Here is a 20,027-nt window from a genome sequence, read left to right on the forward strand (position 1 = left end):
CTCGAAAGGCACTCCTGCGATGACCGAGACGTCGACCGCCCGATCGACCGGCGCCCCTCCCGCCCCCGACAAGCGCGCCTGGCGCTCGCTGATCGTCCTGCTCGCGGGCATGTTCATCGCCCTGCTCGACACGACCATCGTGAACGTGGCGCTGCCCACCATCCGCACCACGCTCGACGCCTCCGAGTCGACGCTCTCCTGGATCATCTCCGGCTACGCCCTCGCGTTCGGCCTCGCCCTCATCCCCGCCGGCCGCCTCGGCGACCGCTTCGGGCACAAGTGGGTCTTCGTCAGCGGCATCGCCCTCTTCACCGTCGCCAGCTTCGCGTGCGGACTGGCCGCGGACGACACCCAGCTCGTCATCGCCCGCATCGTGCAGGGCCTGGCGGGCGGCGTCTTCGTCCCGGCGGTCAACGCCTACATCCAGCTCCTGTTCCGCGGTCCCTCGCGCGGCAAGGCGTTCGCGGTCATGGGCGCGGTCCTCGGCGTCTCGTCGGCGCTCGGCCCGATCATCGGCGGCCTGATCATCCAGGCCTTCGGCGACGAGAACGGCTGGCGCCTGGTCTTCTGGGTGAACCTGCCCATCGGCGTCGCGACCCTGATCGCCGCCGCGGTCCTCCTCCCCGCCCGTCGCGACCTCGAGGCCGGCGACCGCGCCCCGAGCGGAGGCGTCGACTGGCTCGGCCTCGTGCTCGTCTCCGGCGGCCTGGTCGCCCTGCTCGTCCCGCTCATCCAGGGCGAGGACGAGGGCTGGCCGCTGTGGACCTTCCTCTCGATCGCCGGCGGAGTCCTGCTCCTCGCCGCGTTCGGCGCCTGGGAGGTCCTCCATGTCCGCCGCGGCCGCGCTCCCCTGGTGCCGCCGTCGCTGTTCCGCCATCCGGCCTTCACCGGAGGCGTGATCCTCGCGCTGGTCTACTTCGCGGCCTTCACGAGCATCTTCTTCACCATCTCGCTGCTCTGGCAGTCGGGCCTCGGCCACACCGCGCTCGAGTCGGGCCTGGTGTCGATCCCCTTCGCGATCGGCAGCATCATCAGCTCCTCGCAGAGCAACCGGATGACCGCGCGCCTGGGCCGCAACGTCCTGGTGATGGGCAGCGGACTCCTCGCCGTCGGGCTCGGCTGGGTCTGGCTGGTGCTGCTGACCGCGACCCCGGACTCGATCAGCAACTGGCAGCTCCTGCCGCCGCTGCTGATCGCGGGCCTCGGCAACGGCTTCTTCATCGCCCCGAACGTGCAGTTCATCGTCTCGACCGTCGACCCGCAGGACGCGGGCGCGGCGAGCGGCGTGATCTCGGCGATCCAGCGCATCGGCTCGGCCGTGGGCATCGCGGTCATCGGCAGCGTGCTGTTCGGGAGCCTCGTCATCACGGGTCCGGACACGGTCGCCTCGGGCTTCCTCGACGCCGCGGCTCCCGCGATGCTCCTCAGCACCCTGATGGCGGTCGCCGCCTTCGCGCTGGTGTTCGTGCTGCCGAAGTCGGTCTCGCGCCGGGGCTGAGGGCCCCTGTCCGGTCGCCGCACGCCGGCGGCCGGGCGCGCGGAACGTCCGCCGCCCGGAGCTCCGGTGCGGCGGGCCCCCGCCTGATCCGCGGGTGGCCCGGGAGCCTACGCCCGAGCGGCCGCCGCGGCCTTCGCCGCCGCCGGCAGCGCGTCCACGATGCGCCCGATCGCCGCGTCGTCGTGCGCGGCCGAGACGAACCAGGCCTCGTACACCGACGGCGGCAGCGAGACGCCCGCATCGAGCATCGCGTGGAAGAACGCCGGGTAGCGGAACGACTCCTGCGCCTGGACCTCAGCGTAGTCGCGCACCGGCCGGCCCAGGTCCGTGAACATGAAGCTGAAGAGGCTCCCGGCCGTCTGCACCGTGTGCGCGACGCCCTCGGCCGTCAGCGCCGCCGACACCTCGCGCTGGAGAGTCAGCGCCGTGGCGTCCAGCGAGGCGTAGACCGCGTCGTCGGCCAGCTGCAGCGTCCGGATGCCCGCGGCCACCGCGACCGGGTTCCCGGAGAGGGTGCCCGCCTGGTACACCGGCCCGAGCGGCGCCAGGTGATCCATGACGTCCGCACGGCCGCCGAGAGCCGCGACCGGCATCCCTCCGCCGATGACCTTGCCGAAGGTGTAGAGGTCGGCCCGGTACGGAGCCTCGGCGCCGCGGTTCTCGAGCCCCCACCAGCCGCCGGCGCTCACGCGGAAGCCGGTCAGCACCTCGTCCATGATCAGCAGCGATCCGTTCGCGTGCACGAGCTCGGCGAGGGCCGCGTTGAAGCCCGGGTCCGGAGCGACCACGCCCATGTTGGCGGCCGCGGCCTCGGTGATGACCGCCGCGATGTCGGCGCCACGCTCGGCCAGGACCGCGCGCACCGCCTCGAGGTCGTTGTACGGCAGCACGATCGTCTGGGCCGCGGTCGCGGCCGTGACGCCGGCGGAGGCGGGCAGCGAGAGGGTCGCGAGACCGGAGCCGGCATCGGCGAGCAGCCCGTCGGAGTGGCCGTGGTAGTGGCCGGAGAACTTGATCAGCAGGTCGCGGCCGGTGACGCCGCGGGCGAGGCGGATCGCCGTCATCGTCGCCTCGGTGCCGGTGGAGACCAGGCGGAGCTTCTCGATCGGCGAGACTCCCCCGGCCGTGATCCGCGCCTCGACCAGCTCGGCGAGGTCGGTCTCGGCGGGAGTGGACGCGCCGAACGAGAGACCGCGGGCGGCCGCCTCCTGCACCGCCGCGACGACCTCGGGGTGCGCGTGCCCGAGGACGGCGGGGCCCCAGGAGCAGACGAGGTCGACGTACTCGCGCCCGTCCGCGTCCGTGATGTACGGGCCGGCGGCCGAGACCATGAAGCGCGGGGTCCCGCCGACCGAGCGGAACGCTCTGACGGGCGAGTTGACGCCTCCGGGGATCGCGTGCCGGGCACGCTCGTACAGGGTGTCGTTCGCCGAGGTGGTCACCCCTCCAGGGTACGCGCGCCGCCCGGCGCCCTCGCGCCGGAGGAGCGCTTTCGGACGAGATGCCGAGGCTCGCTCCCGGGAGGAGGAGGCGGTTACTTCAGCAGGTCGCGAGCGATCTCGACGGCCCAGTAGGTGAGAACCGCGTCGGCCCCCGCGCGGAGGATCCCCGTGACCGACTCCAGGATCGCCGGCTCGCGCGAGATCCAGCCGTTCGCGGCGGCGGCCTCGATCATCGCGTACTCCCCCGACACCTGGTACGCCCAGACCGGCACGTCCGAGACGGATGCGACGTCCGAGAGCACGTCGAGGTAGCTCATGGCCGGCTTCACCATCACCACGTCGGCGCCCTCGGCGAGGTCGAGGGTCGCCTCGCGCAGGCCCTCGCGGCGGTTCGCCGGGTCCTGCTGGTAGGTGCGGCGATCGCCCTCGAGCGTGGACTGCACGGCCTCGCGGAACGGACCGTAGAAGCTGGAGGCGTACTTCGCCGAGTACGCGAGGATCGCGGTGTCCAGGTGCCCGGCGCCGTCGAGAGCGGCGCGGATCGCTCCGACCTGGCCGTCCATCATCCCCGAGAGCCCGAGCAGGTGGGAGCCGGCCTCGGCCTGGGCGAGCGCCATCTCCTCGTAGCGGAGGAGCGTGGCGTCGTTGTCGACGCGCCCGCGGTCGTCGAGGACACCGCAGTGGCCGTGGTCGGTGAACTCGTCCAGGCACAGGTCGGTCTGCACGACCAGCGCGTCGCCGACCTCCTCCACGACGACCCGCGTCGCGGCGTTGAGCACGCCGTCGGGGTCGGTCGCACCGGAGCCGACCGCGTCGCGCGTGGTCGGCACGCCGAACAGCATCACACCGCCGATCCCCGCCTCGGCCGCCTCCGTCACCGCACCGCGGACGCTGTCCAGCGAGTGGTGCATCACCCCCGGCATCGACCCGATCGGTTGGGCCTCGGTGGTCCCCTCGGCCACGAAGAGGGGCAGGATCAGCTGCGCCGGGTGGATGCGCGTCTCCTGGACGAGACGGCGGAGTGCGGGGGTCGTGCGGAGGCGGCGCGGGCGGATGGCAGTCATGTCCTCCAGCGTAATCCCGCCCCGCCGAGCACCTCCCGGGAGCGCGGACGCCTCACCCCGTGGAGGTGCTCCGGACGCACGACATCAGCCGAGAGGCGGATCCCTGGCCTGCGGGGCGAGGCCCGCCCCTCCCGGCCGACGTCGCGCCGGGGAGGCGGCTCAGCGGGGAGCGCGCTCCGTGGCGACGGCGGCGACCGCGTCGATGAGGGAGGAGGCCGAGCGCTCGTCGGCGACGACGTCGACGCGCAGGCCGAAGGCGCGGGCGTCCTTCGCGGTCTGCGGGCCGATCGCGGCGACGAGGATCGACTCGGGCACCGGGCCGAGCTGCTTCTGGACCTGCTCCGCCACGCTGCCCGAGGTGACGAGGATCGCGTGCACGGCTCCGCCGGCGACATCCGCCACGACGCGCTCCTCCACCGGGACGCCGACCGTGCGGTAGGCGACCACGGAGCGCACGTCGTGCCCGATGCGGGTGAGGCCCTCGGTGAGCAGCGGCTTGGCGATCTCGGACCGCAGCGTCAGCACGCGCAGGGGGTGTCGGCCGCCGGTGGCCTCCTCCCACTCGGCCAGGAGGCCGCGGGCGGAGTTGTCCTCGGAGGGGACGAGGTCGACGGAGTACCCGGCGGCGACGAGCGCGGCCGCCGTGGTCTCGCCGACCGCCGCCACCTTGGTGCTCGCGGGCACGGTGGTGCGCAGGAGGGAGAGGACATCGACCGTGGTGGCGCTCGTGACGGTCATCCAGTCGAAGGCGCCGGCCTCGAGGTCGGCGAGGGCCTGCTCGAGCGCGGGGAAGTCGTCGGTCGGCGCGAAGTTGATCATCGGAGCGACGACGGGCGAGGCTCCCTTGGCTCGGAGAGCGGCGGCGACACCGTCCCCCCACGGGCCTCCGCGGGGGACGAGGATGCGCCACCCCTGCAACGGCTTCTCCCACTGGGAGTAGGCGGCGGGGACGATCACGAAGGGGCTCCCAGGGGTGCGAGTTCGGCGGCACCCGCACCGAGAAGCGCGTCAGCGAGCAGAGAGCCGCAACGGAACGCGGCTTCGACGACGGGCAGTTCGCGACCACCATACTGCGGATCCGCCCGGTGTCGACCACCGCCGACCGAACCGTTATCGACCGGCTCCGCGACCTCCCGTGCGAGGGACGCCGCGCCGTCGACGGCGAAGACCACGCCGTGCAGGACGACGCGGTCCTCCTCGACGACCGCGGAGGCCCCGATCGGAGCGGCGCACCCGGCCTCGAGGGAGGCGAGGAGCGACCGCTCGGCCGTGATCGCCGCGCGGGTCGGCACGTGCTCGACCGCTGCGAGAGCGGCGCGAAGCTCCTCCGACGGCTCCTCGTCGCGCACCTCGATGGCCAGCGCTCCCTGACCGGGGGCGTGCGGGGAGACGTCGAAGCCGAGCACCTCGGTGATCGCGTCGACCCGGCCGAGGCGGCGCAGGCCGGACAGGGCGAGCACGATCGCGTCCAGCGGCGAGTCGCTGCCGGGCAGCACCCTCCGGAGCCTGGTGTCGATGTTGCCGCGGATGTCCACGATCTCGAGGTCCGGACGGGCGGCCAGCAGCGCCGCGCGCCGACGGGGCGAGCCCGTGCCCACGCGGGCTCCGACCGGCAGGGTCGCCAGGGTGAGCCCGTCGCGCGCGCAGAGCGCGTCGCGCGGGTCCTCCCGCTCGGGGACCGCTCCGAGCAGCAGGCCCTCCACCGGAGCGGTGGGCAGGTCCTTCAGCGAGTGCACGATCGCATCGCAGCGCCCGGCGAGCAGCGCGTCGCGCAGAGCGCTGACGAACACGCCGGTGCCGCCGAGGGAGGCGAGCGAGCCGCGCATGCGGTCGCCGTCCGACTCGATGCGCACCAGCTCCACGGGGACCCCCGCGGCGGCCGACATCAGATCGGCCGTCATCCGGGTCTGCGCCACCGCGAGCGCGCTCGCGCGGGTGCCGACTCTGATGCTCACGACAGACGACTCCTCATCACGGTGCGACTCCCGCCAGTGCGGGCTTGAACCCCGCTCGCACGTTCTCGCAGCAGCCGGGGCGGCAGACGTCGTACCAGGGGCCGAGCGCCGTCATCGAGAGCCGGTCCTCCGTCGGCACGCCGTTGACGCGCTCGAGGACCAGGTCGATCAGGCCGGAGACGTAGACCGGGTCCGTGCCGGGGGTCGCGACGCGGAGCGCGACGAGTCCGTGCTCCTCCGAGGTCTCGAGGGCCTCGTTGTCGAGGTCCCACATGACCTCCATGTGGTCGGACACGAAGCCGAGCGGGACGATCAGCAGCGCGCGGCGGCCGCGGGCCGGCAGCTCAGCGATGGCGTCGTTGATGTCCGGCTCGAGCCAGGGCTGGGTGGGCGGGCCGGAGCGCGACTGGTAGACCAGCTGCCAGGGCACGTCCTCGTCCGTGGCGGCGGCCATGACGACCTCGGCGACGGCGAGGTGCTGCGCCTCGTAGGCGCCGCCCGGTCCGAACCCGTGCACGTCGACGACGGTGCCGTCGTCGTGGCGCTCGTGGGGTCCGCTGCGCTCGGCGTCGGCCATGGGGATCGAGTGCGTCGAGAACAGCACCTCCACCTCGGACGTGACATCGAGGTCGGGCATCCGCTCGCGCAGCTCGTCGAGCCCGTCGTGGACGGCCTTGACGAACGGCATGACGAAGCCGGGGTGGTCGAAGAACTGGCGCACCTTGTCGATCCGCAGCTCGCCCTCGAGGCCGGTCGCGTCGAGCGCCGCGGCGTAGTCCTCGCGGTACTGCCTGCAGGACGAGAAGGAGGAGTACGCGCTGGTGGCGATGGCGAGCAGGTTGGTGAACCCGCGCTCCTTCGCCTCGGCGACGGCCTCGCTCATGTAGGGCGCCCAGTTGCGGTTGCCCCAGAGCACGGGGAGGTCGATGCCGCGGTTCGCGAGCTCGGCCTCGAGCGCCTTCTTCAACGCGCGGTTCTGCGCGTTGATCGGGCTGACGCCGCCGAAGTGGCGGTAGTGGTGGGCGACTTCCTCGAGGCGCTCCTCCGGGATGCCGCGGCCGCGGGTGACGTTGCGGAGGAACGGGATGACGTCGTCCTGACCCTCGGGGCCGCCGAAGCCGGCGAGGAGGATCGCGTCGTACGCCACGGGGACCTCGACGTGCTCGGGGCCGGACGCCGCCGCGGGGGTGGCCCCGCGGACGAGGATCGGCTCACTGGTCGTGTCGCTCATCGGAGCACCTCGGCGATCTGGTCGGCGTCGATGCGCCGTCCTGTGTAGAAGGGGACTTCCTCGCGCACGTGGCGGCGGGCCTCGGTGGCGCGCAGGTCGCGCATGAGGTCGACGAGGTTGACGAGCTCCTCGTCCTCGAGGGCGAGGATCCACTCGTAGTCGCCGAGTGAGAACGAGGCGACCGTGTTGGTCAGGACGGAGCGGAACCGCGAGCCCTGGCGCCCGTGCTGGGCGAGCATCGCGCGGCGCTCCTCCTCGGGGAGGATGTACCACTCGTAGGAGCGGACGAAGGGGTAGACCGTGAGCCAGCGGGCCGGCGCCTTCCCGCGCATGTAGGCGGGGAGGTGGTTCGAGCTGAACTCGGCGTCGCGGTGCACGCCCATCGCGTTCCACGTCGGCAGGAGGCCGACCAGCAGCTCCGTGCGCCGCAGCTCGCGGCAGGCCCGCTGCAGCTCCTCGGGCGCCGGGCCCGTGAGCCACAGCATGATGTCGGCGTCGGCGCGCAGGGCCGAGACGTCGTAGGTGCCGCGGACGGTCACGCCCTCGCCCTCGAGCTGGGCGACGAGGTGCTCGTACTGCTTCACCGCGGGATCCACGGCGTCGCTGGAGAGGGTGAACGGACGTGCGGGATCCCTGCGGAGAACCGCCCAGAGCGTGTACCCCAGGGCCTGATCGGAGTGATCCTGATCGGCGGGGGGCTGCGGCGCCGGAGCGGCGGCGCTCGTGTCGGGGGCGGACTGAACGGGACCCGCCGTGCCGGCGGTCTGATCGGTCATTGATCCATCATCCCTCCGCTCGTGCCGATGCACAAAAGCGGCGGGGGCTCTGGCGCCGGAGGGCCCGGGACGCTAGCGCCCCGGGCCCTCCGGCGCTCAGTCCTCGATGATCTGCTTCGCGACGCCCCAGACGACGAGGCCCACGGCGGCGGCGGCGCCGACCGCTCCGGCGATCAGCGCGGAGGGGTTCTGGCGGCGCACCACCTGGAGCTTGCGCTCGATCGTCCGCTGGGCCGTGCGCACCTTGCGCGGCACGTTGACCTTGTACTCGATCGCGTCGAGGGTCGCGGCCAGCTCGGAGCGAGCGCGCTCGATGTCGGCCTTCAGCTGGCCGGGCTTCAGCTCCGCCGGGTCGACGAAGCGGGGCGTGGTGCTGCTGACGGATCGCTCAGTTGTCATAGCTGCCCACTCCCTTGAACGCCTGGACGTCCTTCTTGATGCTGTTGATCGAGTCCTGCGGCACCGGCGGCACGGCCTTCTTGATGGTGCGCACGCCGACGAGGGCGAGGATCACGGCCACCAGGAGGAAGAAGACCGTCACGATCAGCGCCGACAGCCAGGCCGGAAGCCAGGAGGCGATGCCGATGATCGCGAAGGCGACCAGCGTCGCCCACGCGGTCAGGAGGAGGAAGGCCGCGACCGCGAACAGGCCGACGGCCAGACCCGCGCTCTTCGCCTTGCCCGCCAGCTCGTTCTTCAGCGAGGCGACCTCGGCCTTGACGAGCTCGATCACGAGGCCGGGCAGGTCGCTGACCAGCTCTCCCAGTGATCGGGCGTTCTTGGGATTGCGTTCGTTCACCACGGGAGCTCCTCGAGGGTGGGACGTGCCGGCCGGCGCGCGCCTGGCACGGCCGGGGGGATGAGCACTAGGCCCTGCTGGTGGAGGTGGACGTCGTCGACCCGCCGGAGCCGGCCGACGCCGCGGCCTCGTCGACCTTCGAGGCCGCCTTGCGGCCGGCGGCCGACGCCTCCGCGTCGCTCGCTCCCTGGGCCTTCCTGCCGCCGGACACGGCCTTGACGACCACCGAGCGCACGACCTCGTACGCCTTGTCCGAGACGCTGCTCAGCTGGGTCTTCGCGGCACCGCCGACGGCGCCCGCGACGTCCTGCACCGGCTGGGTCCGCCAGAAGCGGCCTGCCGCCGAGGCGATCTGCTCGTACCGCTTGCGGCCGGCGCGTGCTCCCAGCACGTACCCGGCTGCGGCTCCTGCCACGAAAAGAATCTTGCCCTTCACGCCTACTCCTCGTCCTGGGTCGCTCTCGCGATCGTCCACGCGGTCGGTGACCACTCGTGCCGGGGCACGCCGCGCACTCGCGCGGATGCCTGGGCCTAAGAGTAGCCGTCGGCGTCGCGGGCGTCGCTCGGCAGCCCGACTCCTTGACGCACCAGTCGGCGCCGGATAAGGGCGGCCGTCTCGGCGGCGTGCGGGAGCACCGAGGCGAGGCCCGTGCCCGCGATCCAGGTGCCGGTCACGGCGACTCCCTCGATCGGGAGGAGCGCCTCGCGGAACGCCTCCAGGTGCGCACGGCGGCCCAGCGCCGCGGCGGGCCGGACGTTGGCCCAGCGTACCCGGGCGGAGTCGACGAGCGACGCCGGATCGAGGGCGAGTCCGAGCAGCGTCGAGGCGTCGAGCAGGGCGATCGCGGCCGCCTCGGCATCGGTGCGCCCCTCGAGCGGCGGGCGCTCGCCCGGGCGCCCGTAGGAGAGGCGCAGCACGTGGCGCCCGGGAGGGAGGGAGGCGGCCAGCCAGTCCCACTTCGCGGTCGCGTGCGTGATCGCCTTGGCCGTGACGTCGGTGGCGGTGGGCGCCACGAGCACGCCGGAGCCGCGGGGGGCTGTGTCCAGGCGGGCGTCGTCGAGGACGAGGGTCACCAGCTCGACGGAGTCGTGGGGCGCCTCGTCGGCGCGCTCCGCGACGGCGGGGGCGAGGCCGGCGAGCAGCGCCCGGGCGTCGCGCTCCGGGGTCGAGACGATCACCGCTCGGGCGCTCAGAGCGCCGTCGGCGAGGGTCAGGACGAAGTCCCCGTCGGAGCCCTCGAGCCGCTGCACGGAGGCGCCGGTGCGGATCTCGCCGGAGAGGTAGTCGATCCGCTGGACCAGCGCGGCGACCAGGCGGTGCATCCCGCCCTCGAGCCCGCGGACCGCGACTCCGGCCGGGAGGTTCGCGCGGAGGGCGGCCACTGCCCGGGCGAGGGAGCCCGCGCGGGTGAGCGCGCCGTTCAGTCCGGGTGCGGCGAGGTCGACGTCGATGTCGTCCGGCCGGCTCGAGTAGACGCCGGAGACGACCGGCGCGACCAGGTCCTCGAGCACGCGCTCGCCCATCCGGGTGCGCACCAGCTCGGCGAGGGAGTGGGCGCGGCCGATGCGCAGCACCGGCATCAGGGTGTCGAGCCAGGCGCGCCAGGCGCCGCGGCGGCCGATCGCCCGCACGACGTCGGGGGCGAGCGGCGTGCCGGGGATGCCGAGGATGCCGGCCCGGGGCGACGGCACGGAGCGGCCGCCCGAGAGGTGCAGCCACGAGCCGTGCGTCCGCGGCTCGACGATCGACTCGGCGAGCGGGACGCCGTCGAGGGTCAGCGCGGCGAGCGCCCGCTCGACGTGGCCGCCGCGGGTGGCGAAGCTCTCGGCGCCCGCGTCGAGCGCGGCTCCGGCCAGGACGAGCGGAGAGACGGAGCCGCCGACCCGCTCCCCCGCCTCGAGCACCACGACGCGCAGGCCGATGCTCAGGCACTCCGCGGCGGCGGCGAGCCCCGCCACTCCGCCGCCGACGATCGCGACGTCGTACGACGCCGCGTCGCGGGGGCGCTCCTCGCTCACGGCCGCCAGGCGTGCACGAACGCGACGAGGCGCGTGAGCACGTCGGGGTCGGTCTCGGGCGGCACGCCGTGGCCGAGGTTGAGCACATGCGCGGGGGCGCTCAGGCCTCGGCGGAGCACGTCGTCGACGTGGGCCTCGAGGACCTCCCACGGCGCGGTCAGCAGCGCCGGGTCGACGTTGCCCTGCACCGGCACGAAGCCGCCGAGGCGGTGGTTGGCCTCGTCGAGCGGTATCCGGTAGTCGACGCCCACCACGTCGGCGCCGATGCCGTGCATCGCTCCGAGCAGCTCGCCGGTGCCGACGCCGAAGTGCACGATCGGGACGTTGCGGCGCGTCTCCCCGTGGTCGAATGCGAGGTCGCGCACGTGGACGAGGGCGCGCGCGGAGGCGGGAGCGACGTGGGTCGTGTAGTCCGAGAGCGAGAGCGCCCCGGCCCAGGAGTCGAAGAGCTGCGCGGCGCTGGCCCCGGCGAGCACCTGCGCGCGGAGGAAGCGGCCGGTGACCTCGGCGGTCCACTCCATCAGCTGAGCCCAGGCGGCGGGGTCGGCGTGCATCATCGTCCGCGCGCGCAGGTGGTCCTTGGACGGGCCGCCCTCCACCAGGTAGGCGGCCAGGGTGAAGGGAGCGCCGGCGAAGCCGATGAGCGGTGTGTCGCCGAGGCCCGCGACGGTGCGGCGCACTCCCTCGCGGATGGGCTCGAGCGTCTCGTCGAGGACGGACGGTTCGATCGAGGCGAGCTCGGCGACGTCGGCGGCCGTGCGCACCGGCTTCTCGAGCACCGGACCGCGACCCGGGACGATGTCGACGCCGACGCCCGCGAGCCGCAGCGGGATCACGATGTCGCTGAAGAAGATGGCCGCGTCCACTCCGTGGCGCCGCACCGGCTGCAGGGTGATCTCGCTCGCCAGCGCCGGGTCGAGGCAGGCGTCGAGCATCTTCGTGTCGGTGCGCAGGGCCCGGTACTCCGGGAGGCTGCGGCCGGCCTGTCGCATGAACCAGACGGGCGTCCTCTCGCCCCGCTCGGAGCGGTAGGCGCGCAGGAGCAGCGAGTCGGCCGTGCGGCCGGCGGAGAGGGGGTGCAGCGGATCGAGCAGGCCGTCGGTGGGGGAGGTCACCGCGGCATTATTCCAGGCGCATCCGTGCATTCCTCCCCAGTCCGGGGACCCCGCCCCGCAGAGCGCGGGTAGACTGACGTGGTGCTTCTGTGTCTGACGGCGTCGCACAAGAACGCCAGCTTCGATCTCCTCGAGAAGCTCTCCGTCGACTCCTCCGCCGTGACCGCGGCCCTCTCCGAGGGGATCGACTTCGTCTCCGGAGCCGTCGTCGTCGCGACCTGCAACCGCTTCGAGGCCTACCTCGACATCGAGGAGCCGCTGACCGCCGCGCAGGCCGTCGCCGTCGAGGCCGCCACCGCCGCCGTCAGCGCCGCGACCGGCGTCGAGCAGGACGAGCTGCGCGGGAGCGTCGACGTCGTCTCGGGCGACCGGGTGGCCGAGCACCTCTTCGCCGTCTCCAGCGGGCTCGAGTCCGTCGTGGTCGGCGAGGGCGAGATCGCGGGCCAGGTCCGCCGGTCCCTCGAGGAGGCGCGCCGCCTCGGCACCACCTCCTCCGAGCTCGAGCGGCTGTTCCAGCGCGCCTCGCAGACCTCGCGCGGCATCAAGAACCGCACCGGCCTCGGCAGCGCCGGCCGCTCGATCGTGCGCCTCGCGCTCGACCTGGCCGCGAGCCGCGTCACCGACTGGCGGGCCGCCCGCGTCCTCCTCGTCGGCACCGGCAGCTACGCGCGGGCGACCGTCGCGGCCCTGCGCGACCGCGGAGTGGTGGACATCGCCGTGCACTCCCCCTCCGGCCGCGCCGAGGGCTTCGCCGCCCGCCGCTCGCTCCGGCCCATCGCCGCCGCCGATCTCGCGCTCGAGGCGGTCTCGGCCGACATCGTCATCACCTGCACCACGACCCAGGAGCCGGTGCTCGACGCCGCTCTGCTCGCCGCCGGGCGCCTCCAGGGCTTCTCCCGCGAGCGCCAGCTCGTGATCGACCTGGGCCTGCCGCGCAACGTCGCCTCCGACGTCACCTCGGTCGCCGGCGTCGAGCTCCTCGACCTCGAGACGATCAGCCTGCACGCGCCTCTCGACGTGCTCGACGCGTCGCAGCAGGCGCGCGCGCTCGTCGACAAGGCGGCCCGGAAGTTCTCGGACGTCGCCGACGAGAAGAGCCTCACTCCGGCCGTCGTCGCCCTGCGCGCCCACGTGTTCGACGCGCTCGACGCCGAGATCGAGCGGGCCCGCTCGCGCGGCGACGAGGACGGCCGCACCGAGCAGGCGCTCCGCCACCTCGCCGGCGTGCTGCTGCACACCCCGAGCGTCCGCGCCCGCGACTACGCGCGCGCCGGAGCGCAGGAGGCGTACCTCACCGGGCTCGAGGCGCTCTTCGGCATCGAGGTCCCGGCCGAGCCCGCCGCCGCGCGCCCCGACTCTGACGCCGCCACCGCGTGAGCCTCCGGCTCCCCTTCGACGCGGAACCGCTGCGCTCCGCGCCGCTACTCACCGCGCGCCTGCTCCTGCGTCCCCTCGGACCGGAGGACGCCGAGGACCACGCGCGATACCAGGGCGACGCCGACGCCGTCCGGTTCCTCCGCTGGCCGGTGCGCACCCCCGAGGAGTCGCGGGCGCACCTGCAGCGCCGCCTCCCCTCGACACGGCTCGCCGCTGACGGCGACGTGGCCGTGCTGGCGATCGTCCCCCGGGAGGGCGTCCTCGCCGGGCGGATGATCGGCGACCTCACGCTCATCGCGACGTCCGTCGAGCAGGAGGCGGTCGAGATCGGCTGGGTGCTGCACCCGGAGGCGCAGGGGCGCGGCTACGCGACCGAGGCCGCCCGGGCGCTGCTCGACCTCGCGTTCGACACCCTCGGCGCCCACCGCGTGATCGCGCAGCTCGACGCTCGGAACACCGCCTCCGCCCGCCTCTGCGAGCGCCTCGGGATGCGCCTCGAGGCGCACCACCGGGAGGACGAGTTCTGCAAGGGCGAGTGGACCTCGACCCTCGTCTTCGCCCTGCTCGCCCGCGAGCGCTGACCGCAGGGCCGGCTGGTCCGCGCCGGGCGGGACGCCGCCGACCCGTCCGGTCGGCGGCGTCCCGGGAGGAGTGTCAGGCCCCGCGGAGCCCGGTGAAGAGGTACGACTCGAGCTGCTCGAGCGGGATGCGCTCCTGCTTCATCGTGTCGCGGTCGCGGACGGTCACGGCGTCGTCCTCGAGCGAGTCGAAGTCGACGGTCACGCAGTACGGGGTGCCGATCTCGTCCTGGCGGCGGTAGCGGCGGCCGATCGCTCCGGAGTCGTCGAAGTCGACGTTCCAGAGCTGGCGCAGCTGGTCGGCGACGCGGCGCGCGAGCGGCGAGAGTGCCTCGTTGCGCGAGAGCGGCAGCACGGCCACCTTCACCGGCGCCAGGCGCGGGTCGAGGTGCAGCACGGTCCGCGTCTCGACCTTGCCCTTGGCGTTCGGCGGCAGCTCCTGCTCCTCGTAGGCGTCGACGAGGAACGCCATGAGCGCGCGGGTGAGACCGAACGACGGCTCGATCACGAACGGCACGTAGCGCTCGTTCTTGTTCTGGTCGAAGAACGAGAGGTCCTTGCCCGAGTGCTCGATGTGCGTCTTGAGGTCGTAGTCGGTGCGGTTCGCGACTCCCATCAGCTCGCCCCACTCGCCCGAGGCGAAGCTGAAGCGGTACTCGATGTCGACGGTGCGCTTGGAGTAGTGGGAGAGCTTGTCCTTCGGGTGCTCGTACTGCCGGATGTTCTCGGGGTTCATCCCGAGCCCGACGAACCAGTCCCAGGCGAGCTGCATCCAGGTCTCCTGCCACTCCTCGTCCGTGCCGGGCTCGACGAAGAACTCGAGCTCCATCTGCTCGAACTCGCGGGTGCGGAAGATGAAGTTGCCGGGGGTGATCTCGTTGCGGAACGCCTTGCCGATCTGACCGATGCCGAAGGGCGGCTTGCGACGGGCGCTCTGCAGCACGTTCGCGAAGTTGGTGAAGATGCCCTGGGCGGTCTCGGGACGCAGGTAGTGCAGCCCCGACTCGTCGTCGACGACGCCGAGGTAGGTCTTCATCAGGCCCGAGAACTGCTTGATCTCGGTCCACTGGCCGACCTTGTCGGGGTGCTCCGGGTCCGGGATGTCGGCGAGGCCGTTCACGGGCGGGTGGCCGTTGACCTCCTCGTACTTCTCGAAGAGGTGGTCGGCGCGGTAGCGCTTGTGGGTGATCAGCGACTCGGTCAGCGGGTCCGAGAAGACGCCGACGTGTCCCGAGGCGTGCCAGATCGCCGTGGGCAGGATGACCGCGGAGTCCAGGCCGACGACGTCGCCCCGGCCCTGCACGAAGGTCTTCCACCACTGGCGCTTGATGTTCTCCTTGAACTCCACGCCGAGCGGCCCGTAGTCCCACGCGGAGCGGGTGCCCCCGTAGATCTCACCCGAGGGGAAGACGAATCCCCTGTGCTGCGCGAGGGTGATGACTTTGTCGAGGGTGGTGGGTTCTGCCACGGGTTGCTCCTCAGCTGTTCGGGCGCACGGGGCCCCGGCGCGCGCCGGCTGCGCGCGTCCTTCTGGTGTGCCCCCATGGTAGCCGCGGGGGCGCCGCGACGGTCCGCCCGCGACGGGCATGATGAGCGGATGAGCACCCTCCCGCCGATCATCGTGTCCGCCGTCGCCGTCCTCCGCGACCGGCAGGTCCTGATGGTCACGGCACGGGGCCGCGACGTCCTCTACCTCCCCGGCGGCAAGGTCGACGAGGGCGAGAGCGGGATCGAGGCGGCGGCCCGCGAGGCCCGCGAGGAGCTCGGCGCCGTCGCCCTCGGCCTCGTGCCCCTGTTCACCGTCCGGACCCAGGCGCACGGCGAGCCGGAGGGGCGGGAGGTCCACATGAGCGTCTTCGCCGCCGAGCTCGACCGGGAGGCGCGCCCGAGCGGCGAGATCGACTCGCTGCACTGGGTCGACGGCTCCGATGCGGGCCGCTGCCCGCCCGCCGGGGTCGAGACCCTCCGGCTGCTGCGCGGTCTCGATCTCGTCGACTGACCCTCCGGCGCCGGGCCGACCGCGGGGCGGCTAGCCTCGTGGCGTGGAGACGAGACGGCGTGCACGGGACCGGTCGAGCGCGGAGGAGCCGGACCGGCTCGAGCCGGTGCGACTGGAGGCGGCCGTGCCGATCCTGCGGATCTTCTCGGTCGCCAAGGCGGGCGAGTTCTACGTCGACTACCTCGGCTTCGAGGTGGACTGGGAGCACCGCGCCGCGCTGGACGCCCCCCTCTACCTGCAGGTGTCGCGCTCGGGGCTCCGCCTGCACCTCAGCGAGCACCACCGCGACGGCAGTCCCGGCGCCGCGGTGCACGTCGCCCTCCGCGGTGTCCGCGAGCTGCACGCCGAGCTCGACGCGAAGGCGTACCCCTACCTCAACCCGCGGATCACCCGCACGCCGTTCGGCTTCGCGCTCGACGTGATCGATCCGTTCGGCAACCAGCTGCGCTTCGCGGAGCCGGCCCCGGTGCCGCGCCTGCCCTGATCGGTGCGCGTGCGGGTGCTTGTACAACCTGAGCGCCGACTGATCAACCGTTCACCGGCCGTCCATGCACTTCGGAGTCCCATCCTTTAGCGTGGCTCCGATGGCTTCACGGGGGACGATCGAGCGGCCGGACACGGCCCGGGCATCGGGACGGCAGCGCCGACCGCGGCTCCGCTTCATGGAGGCCGCACCGCTGGCGACGGGCCTGCTGGGCTCGATCGCGATCCTCCTCGGCTCGCTCGGCGTGGGCTACCTGCCCGCCGGCTCGCCCATCCGCGACTGGCCTCTCGTCGCCTCGATCCGCGCCACGGGCTGGCTCACCGAGTCCAGCGGCGCCCTCGTCGTGGGCGGCGGGATGCTGCTGCTGATCGCGTGGCTCCGCCTGCGCACGGTCGCGCTCGCGGCGGGCCCCGGCTCCGTCCGCACCATCGTGGTGGCGGCCCTCGCCTGGACCGCTCCGCTCCTCGTGACGGTGCCGCTGTTCAGCCACGACATGTTCTCCTACGTGGCGCAGGGTCGCCTGATGACCCAGGGCATCGACCCCTACACCCACGGCGTCGCGACGCTCCCGGGCTGGTTCGACCTCGGCGTCGACCCGCTCTGGGCCGACACGCCCACGCCCTACGGGCCCCTCTACCTCCTGATCGAGCGCACCGCCGTGCAGTTCGCGGGCTACGGCGCACCGGAGCTCTCGATCGCGATGCTCCGCGCCGTGTCGGTCGCGGGCGTGGCCGTCATGGCTGTCTACGCGCTCCGCCTGGCGCGCCTGCGCGGCCTCTCGGTCCCGCTCACCGCCTGGACGATCGTCGCCAACCCGCTGACCCTCGTGCTCTTCGTCGTCGCCGGCCACAACGACTCCGTGATGCTGGCGCTCATCCTCGCGTCGCTCTACTACGCCCAGACCGACCGGCGCATCGCCGCCGTCGTGCTGATGGCCGGAGCGATCGCGATCAAGCCGATCGCCGTGATCGCGCTCCCCGTGCTCGCGCTCCTGTGGCTGCGCCACGACGCGACGTGGCGCGAGCGCACCCGCGGCTGGCTCTGGACGGGCGCCGGAGCGCTCGGCCTCGTGGTCGCCGTCGGGCTGCTCGCGGGCGTCGGGGTCGGCTGGGTCGCGGCGATGGTCGTGCCCGGCTCGATCCTGCACTGGTACGCGCCGATGTCGTTCGTCACGGTCTCGGTCTCCCGCGCCGTCGAGTTCACCGGTCACGACCCCGCCGCGGCGATCGCCGTGGTCAAGATCCTCGCGCTCGGGCTCGCCGGCCTGATCGCTGCGCGCCTCATGCTGTCGCGGCGCTCCATCGATCCGCTCGCCCGCCTGTCCGGTGCGCTGCTCGCGTTCGTGACGGCGTCGACCGCCATCCACCCCTGGTACGCCCTCTGGATCCTGCCGATCGCCGCGCTCGCGCGCCCGTGGAGGCGCTCCCACGTGCACCTGGCGGCCTACGCGTCGATCTTCCTCATGTGCGTCACGCTCGCCGAGCCGATCGACGGCGGAGGCGGCACGATGGACCAGATCCCGGCGCGGGTCGCGACGATCGCCGCGATCGCCGTGGTCGGGATGTACGTCCTCCTCGGCTACACGGACGAGGAGCGGGTCGAGGGCCTGCCCCTCGTGCGCGCGCTGCCGTTCGGCTCCGTGATCCTCGCCCGCCTCAGCGGCGGCCGCCTGGTCGACGCCCGGATGGCCGCGACGCGCCTGCGCGACTAGCCGGAGCCGCGGCTCAGGAGTCGGACTCGTCGCTCCGACGGCGAGTGCGGCGGTCGAGCGCGGCCTGCGCCGTCTCAGCGGCCGAGTCCGGGGAGCCGACCGGCCCGGTGGGTCCGGCGAGGGTGCTCGAGAGCGACGACAGCCAGCCGGAGTCGTCGCGGCCGACGTTCAGCGCCTCCGAGAAGAGGGGGAGGTCGCTGCGGGCGGCGTGGATCGCGTAGGACTCGCGGGAGAACCCGTTGTCGGGGACGACGGGCGTCCTGCGGGACGCGCGCGTGGCGTCCGGGGCCTGCTCCTGTCGCGAGGCGTCCGACGCCTGCTCCTGGGGGGCCTGCTCCTGGGCGGCCTGCTCCCGGCGGGCGTCGCGCTCGTCGCGCGGGGTGCTGCTGTCGTTGTCCACGGCGGTCCTCCTGCTCTCCGCCCCGAGCGGAGCGACGGGCGCCGCGGTGACGGGGCGGCGCCCGGTCAGGCTACCCCTCGTTCAGGGCGCGGCGTCGTCGGTGACCCCTGATCGTGGCGCGGGGCGCCATACGACCAGCTCGGTCCGGCGCTGCGCGCGCGTGCCGTGGCGCAGAGTGACCACGTCCCCCTCGAGTCCGGCGGCGAACACGCGGCGGCCCGGCCGGTTCAGGAGCTCGTCGGCGAGGGCCGACTCCAGCTCGCGCACCCGCTGCGAGAGCGACTGCACCTGGTTCTCGAGCTGCAGGATGCGCGCGATGCCCTCGAGCGAGACGCCCTCGGAGGAGAGCCGGGCGACCTCGCGCAGCTGCACCACGTCGCGCATCGAGTAGCGGCGCGACTTGCCCGCGGTGCGGGTCGGGCTCACGAGCCCGAGCCGGTCGTACTGCCGGAGCGTCTGCGGGTGCATCCCCGCCAGCTCGGCGGCGACGGCGATCGCGAAGACGGGCGTGTTCTCGTCCATGTCTCCTCCTCCGACCGGTCGCGCCGATCCGGTGCTAGTAGCGGGCCTTCTCCAGGATGTCCTCGCGCGGGTCCTCGTCCGGCTCGGCGGCGGCGTAGGCCTCGAGGGCCTCACGGGCGGCGGCGGACAGGTGGCTCGGGACGGCGACCTGCAGGACGGCGAGCAGGTCGCCCGTGCCCTTGGGGGTCGTGACGCCGCGGCCCTTGACGCGCAGGACGCGGCCGCTCGGGGTGCCTGCGGCGACCCGGAGCCTGACGGGCTCGCCGCCGAGGGTCGGCACCTCGATCGTCGCGCCGAAGACGGCCTCGACGAAGGTCACGGGGACCGTCACGCGCAGGTTCAGCCCGTCGCGCTCGAACACCGGATGCTTGCGGACCGAGACGGTGAGCACCAGGTCGCCGGGATCGCCGCCGTCCGGGCTGGGGCGGCCCTTGCCGCGGACGCGGATCTTCTGGTCGTCGGCCACGCCGGCCGGGATGCGCACCGAGAGGGTGCGCCCGTCGCCGGTCTGCAGCTGGACGGTGTCACCCCGGGTCGCGGTGCGGAAGTCGATGGTGGTGCTGGCGGTGACGTCGGCGCCCTTCTGCGGGCCGCCGAAGCCGCGGTAGCCGCCGCTGGGCTGGTCGAAACGGCTGCCTCCGCCGCCGAACATGCCGCCGAGGATGTCCTCGAAGCCGGGCGGCGGGCCCTGCTGGGTGCTGTAGGAGGTACGCCCGCCCTGGCCGAACATGCCGCCGAAGACGTCGTCGAACCCTCCGGGCTGGCCGCCCGCGGTGAAGCGCGCTCCGCCGCCCATGGCGCGGATCTGGTCGTACTCCTTGCGCTGCTCGGCGTCCGAGAGCACGGTGTACGCCTCGCTGATCTCCTTGAAGCGCGCCTCGGCCTTCGCGTCCCCCGGGTTGGAGTCGGGGTGGAACTGGCGGGCGAGCTTGCGGTAGGTCTTCTTCAGGTCCGCGGCGGAGACGTCCTTGGACACGCCGAGGACCTTGTAGAAGTCCTTGTCGAACCAATCCTGGCTGGCCATGTGCCTCTTCCTGTGTCGAATGCGGCGAGGGAC

Annotated in this window: 21 protein-coding genes; 6 read left to right on the forward strand and 15 right to left on the reverse strand. The window is 73.3% G+C overall.

Translation table 11 applies throughout. From position 1 onward, the window contains the following. Positions 1 to 1,498, forward strand: a 1,498-nt coding sequence (locus tag C5C50_RS12285) for an MFS transporter (protein ID WP_374954505.1), incomplete at its 5' end; no start/stop codon positions are given. A gap of 107 nt (positions 1,499 to 1,605) precedes the next feature. Here C5C50_RS12285 and hemL read toward each other — a convergent pair. The 11 genes from hemL to hemE all read right to left on the reverse strand — a co-directional run bounded on the left by hemL (position 1,606) and on the right by hemE (position 11,929). Beyond that, positions 1,606 to 2,940, reverse strand: coding sequence for a glutamate-1-semialdehyde 2,1-aminomutase (gene hemL / locus C5C50_RS12290; protein ID WP_104246920.1), 1,335 nt, complete (start codon positions 2,938 to 2,940; stop codon positions 1,606 to 1,608). Positions 2,941 to 3,032: 92 nt separating this feature from the next. After that, a complete protein-coding gene (hemB, locus tag C5C50_RS12295; RefSeq protein WP_104273547.1) occupies positions 3,033 to 4,004 on the reverse strand; it encodes a porphobilinogen synthase in 972 nt (323 codons plus the stop codon). Positions 4,005 to 4,163: 159 nt separating this feature from the next. After that, a complete protein-coding gene (locus C5C50_RS12300; protein ID WP_104222950.1) occupies positions 4,164 to 4,958 on the reverse strand; it encodes a uroporphyrinogen-III synthase in 795 nt (264 codons plus the stop codon). Then, positions 4,958 to 5,959, reverse strand: a complete 1,002-nt coding sequence (gene hemC / locus C5C50_RS12305) for a hydroxymethylbilane synthase (RefSeq protein ID WP_104273548.1) — start codon at positions 5,957 to 5,959, stop codon at positions 4,958 to 4,960. Before hemC ends, C5C50_RS12300 begins: the two co-directional genes overlap by 1 nt. Before the next feature lie 16 nt (positions 5,960 to 5,975). Continuing rightward, positions 5,976 to 7,190: a ferrochelatase gene (locus tag C5C50_RS12310; protein WP_104273549.1), complete on the reverse strand. Its 1,215-nt coding sequence runs from the start codon at positions 7,188 to 7,190 to the stop codon at positions 5,976 to 5,978. Then, positions 7,187 to 7,966, reverse strand: coding sequence for a hydrogen peroxide-dependent heme synthase (hemQ, locus tag C5C50_RS12315; protein ID WP_104273550.1), 780 nt, complete (start codon positions 7,964 to 7,966; stop codon positions 7,187 to 7,189). Before hemQ ends, C5C50_RS12310 begins: the two co-directional genes overlap by 4 nt. 96 nt (positions 7,967 to 8,062) lie before the next feature. Continuing rightward, the gene (locus C5C50_RS12320) at positions 8,063 to 8,365 is read right to left on the reverse strand and encodes a DUF3618 domain-containing protein (RefSeq protein WP_104222879.1); all 303 of its coding nucleotides are present in this window, start codon (positions 8,363 to 8,365) and stop codon (positions 8,063 to 8,065) included. After that, positions 8,355 to 8,765, reverse strand: a complete 411-nt coding sequence (locus tag C5C50_RS12325; protein ID WP_258062864.1) for a phage holin family protein — start codon at positions 8,763 to 8,765, stop codon at positions 8,355 to 8,357. The genes C5C50_RS12320 and C5C50_RS12325 overlap by 11 nt, the downstream gene beginning before the upstream one ends. Positions 8,766 to 8,832: 67 nt before the next feature. Next, the gene (locus C5C50_RS17350) at positions 8,833 to 9,180 is read right to left on the reverse strand and encodes a hypothetical protein (protein ID WP_146085893.1); all 348 of its coding nucleotides are present in this window, start codon (positions 9,178 to 9,180) and stop codon (positions 8,833 to 8,835) included. 116 nt (positions 9,181 to 9,296) lie between these two features. After that, positions 9,297 to 10,784, reverse strand: coding sequence for an NAD(P)/FAD-dependent oxidoreductase (locus C5C50_RS12335; RefSeq protein ID WP_258067748.1), 1,488 nt, complete (start codon positions 10,782 to 10,784; stop codon positions 9,297 to 9,299). Beyond that, entirely contained in the window at positions 10,781 to 11,929 is a 1,149-nt protein-coding gene (hemE, locus tag C5C50_RS12340) for a uroporphyrinogen decarboxylase (protein WP_104273552.1), read from the reverse strand. Before hemE ends, C5C50_RS12335 begins: the two co-directional genes overlap by 4 nt. A gap of 51 nt (positions 11,930 to 11,980) precedes the next feature. Between hemE and C5C50_RS12345 the strand changes: the two genes are divergently transcribed. Both C5C50_RS12345 and C5C50_RS12350 read left to right on the forward strand, forming a co-directional pair. After that, the gene (locus tag C5C50_RS12345; RefSeq protein WP_104222952.1) at positions 11,981 to 13,276 is read left to right on the forward strand and encodes a glutamyl-tRNA reductase; all 1,296 of its coding nucleotides are present in this window, start codon (positions 11,981 to 11,983) and stop codon (positions 13,274 to 13,276) included. Further along, a complete protein-coding gene (locus C5C50_RS12350; protein ID WP_104273553.1) occupies positions 13,273 to 13,857 on the forward strand; it encodes a GNAT family N-acetyltransferase in 585 nt (194 codons plus the stop codon). The genes C5C50_RS12345 and C5C50_RS12350 overlap by 4 nt, the downstream gene beginning before the upstream one ends. 73 nt (positions 13,858 to 13,930) lie before the next feature. On the opposite strand, the gene C5C50_RS12355 is transcribed toward C5C50_RS12350, so the two are convergent. Beyond that, on the reverse strand, positions 13,931 to 15,322 hold the full coding sequence (locus tag C5C50_RS12355; protein ID WP_104226140.1) for a glycine--tRNA ligase: 1,392 nt from the start codon (positions 15,320 to 15,322) through the stop codon (positions 13,931 to 13,933). A gap of 129 nt (positions 15,323 to 15,451) precedes the next feature. Between C5C50_RS12355 and C5C50_RS12360 the strand changes: the two genes are divergently transcribed. From C5C50_RS12360 to mptB, 3 genes are all read left to right on the forward strand, one after another. Beyond that, positions 15,452 to 15,853 (forward strand): NUDIX domain-containing protein, encoded by a 402-nt coding sequence (locus C5C50_RS12360; RefSeq protein ID WP_104273554.1) that lies wholly within the window; start codon positions 15,452 to 15,454, stop codon positions 15,851 to 15,853. 43 nt (positions 15,854 to 15,896) lie between these two features. Further along, positions 15,897 to 16,337 (forward strand): glyoxalase superfamily protein, encoded by a 441-nt coding sequence (locus C5C50_RS12365; RefSeq protein WP_208543318.1) that lies wholly within the window; start codon positions 15,897 to 15,899, stop codon positions 16,335 to 16,337. Positions 16,338 to 16,437: 100 nt separating this feature from the next. Next, positions 16,438 to 18,048 (forward strand): polyprenol phosphomannose-dependent alpha 1,6 mannosyltransferase MptB, encoded by a 1,611-nt coding sequence (gene mptB / locus C5C50_RS12370; protein ID WP_146085894.1) that lies wholly within the window; start codon positions 16,438 to 16,440, stop codon positions 18,046 to 18,048. Between the two features lie 13 nt (positions 18,049 to 18,061). On the opposite strand, the gene C5C50_RS12375 is transcribed toward mptB, so the two are convergent. The 3 genes from C5C50_RS12375 to C5C50_RS12385 form a co-directional block, all read right to left on the reverse strand. Beyond that, complete coding sequence (locus C5C50_RS12375; protein ID WP_104273556.1) at positions 18,062 to 18,448, reverse strand: hypothetical protein; 387 nt, start codon at positions 18,446 to 18,448, stop codon at positions 18,062 to 18,064. Positions 18,449 to 18,529: 81 nt separating this feature from the next. Next, positions 18,530 to 18,970 (reverse strand): heat shock protein transcriptional repressor HspR, encoded by a 441-nt coding sequence (locus C5C50_RS12380; protein WP_104273557.1) that lies wholly within the window; start codon positions 18,968 to 18,970, stop codon positions 18,530 to 18,532. 34 nt (positions 18,971 to 19,004) lie between these two features. Further along, positions 19,005 to 19,994: a DnaJ C-terminal domain-containing protein gene (locus C5C50_RS12385; RefSeq protein ID WP_104273558.1), complete on the reverse strand. Its 990-nt coding sequence runs from the start codon at positions 19,992 to 19,994 to the stop codon at positions 19,005 to 19,007. Between the last annotated feature and the right edge of the window lie 33 nt (positions 19,995 to 20,027).

Source organism: Rathayibacter sp. AY1D9 (genome assembly GCF_002932395.1).
Lineage (GTDB): Bacteria > Actinomycetota > Actinomycetes > Actinomycetales > Microbacteriaceae > Rathayibacter.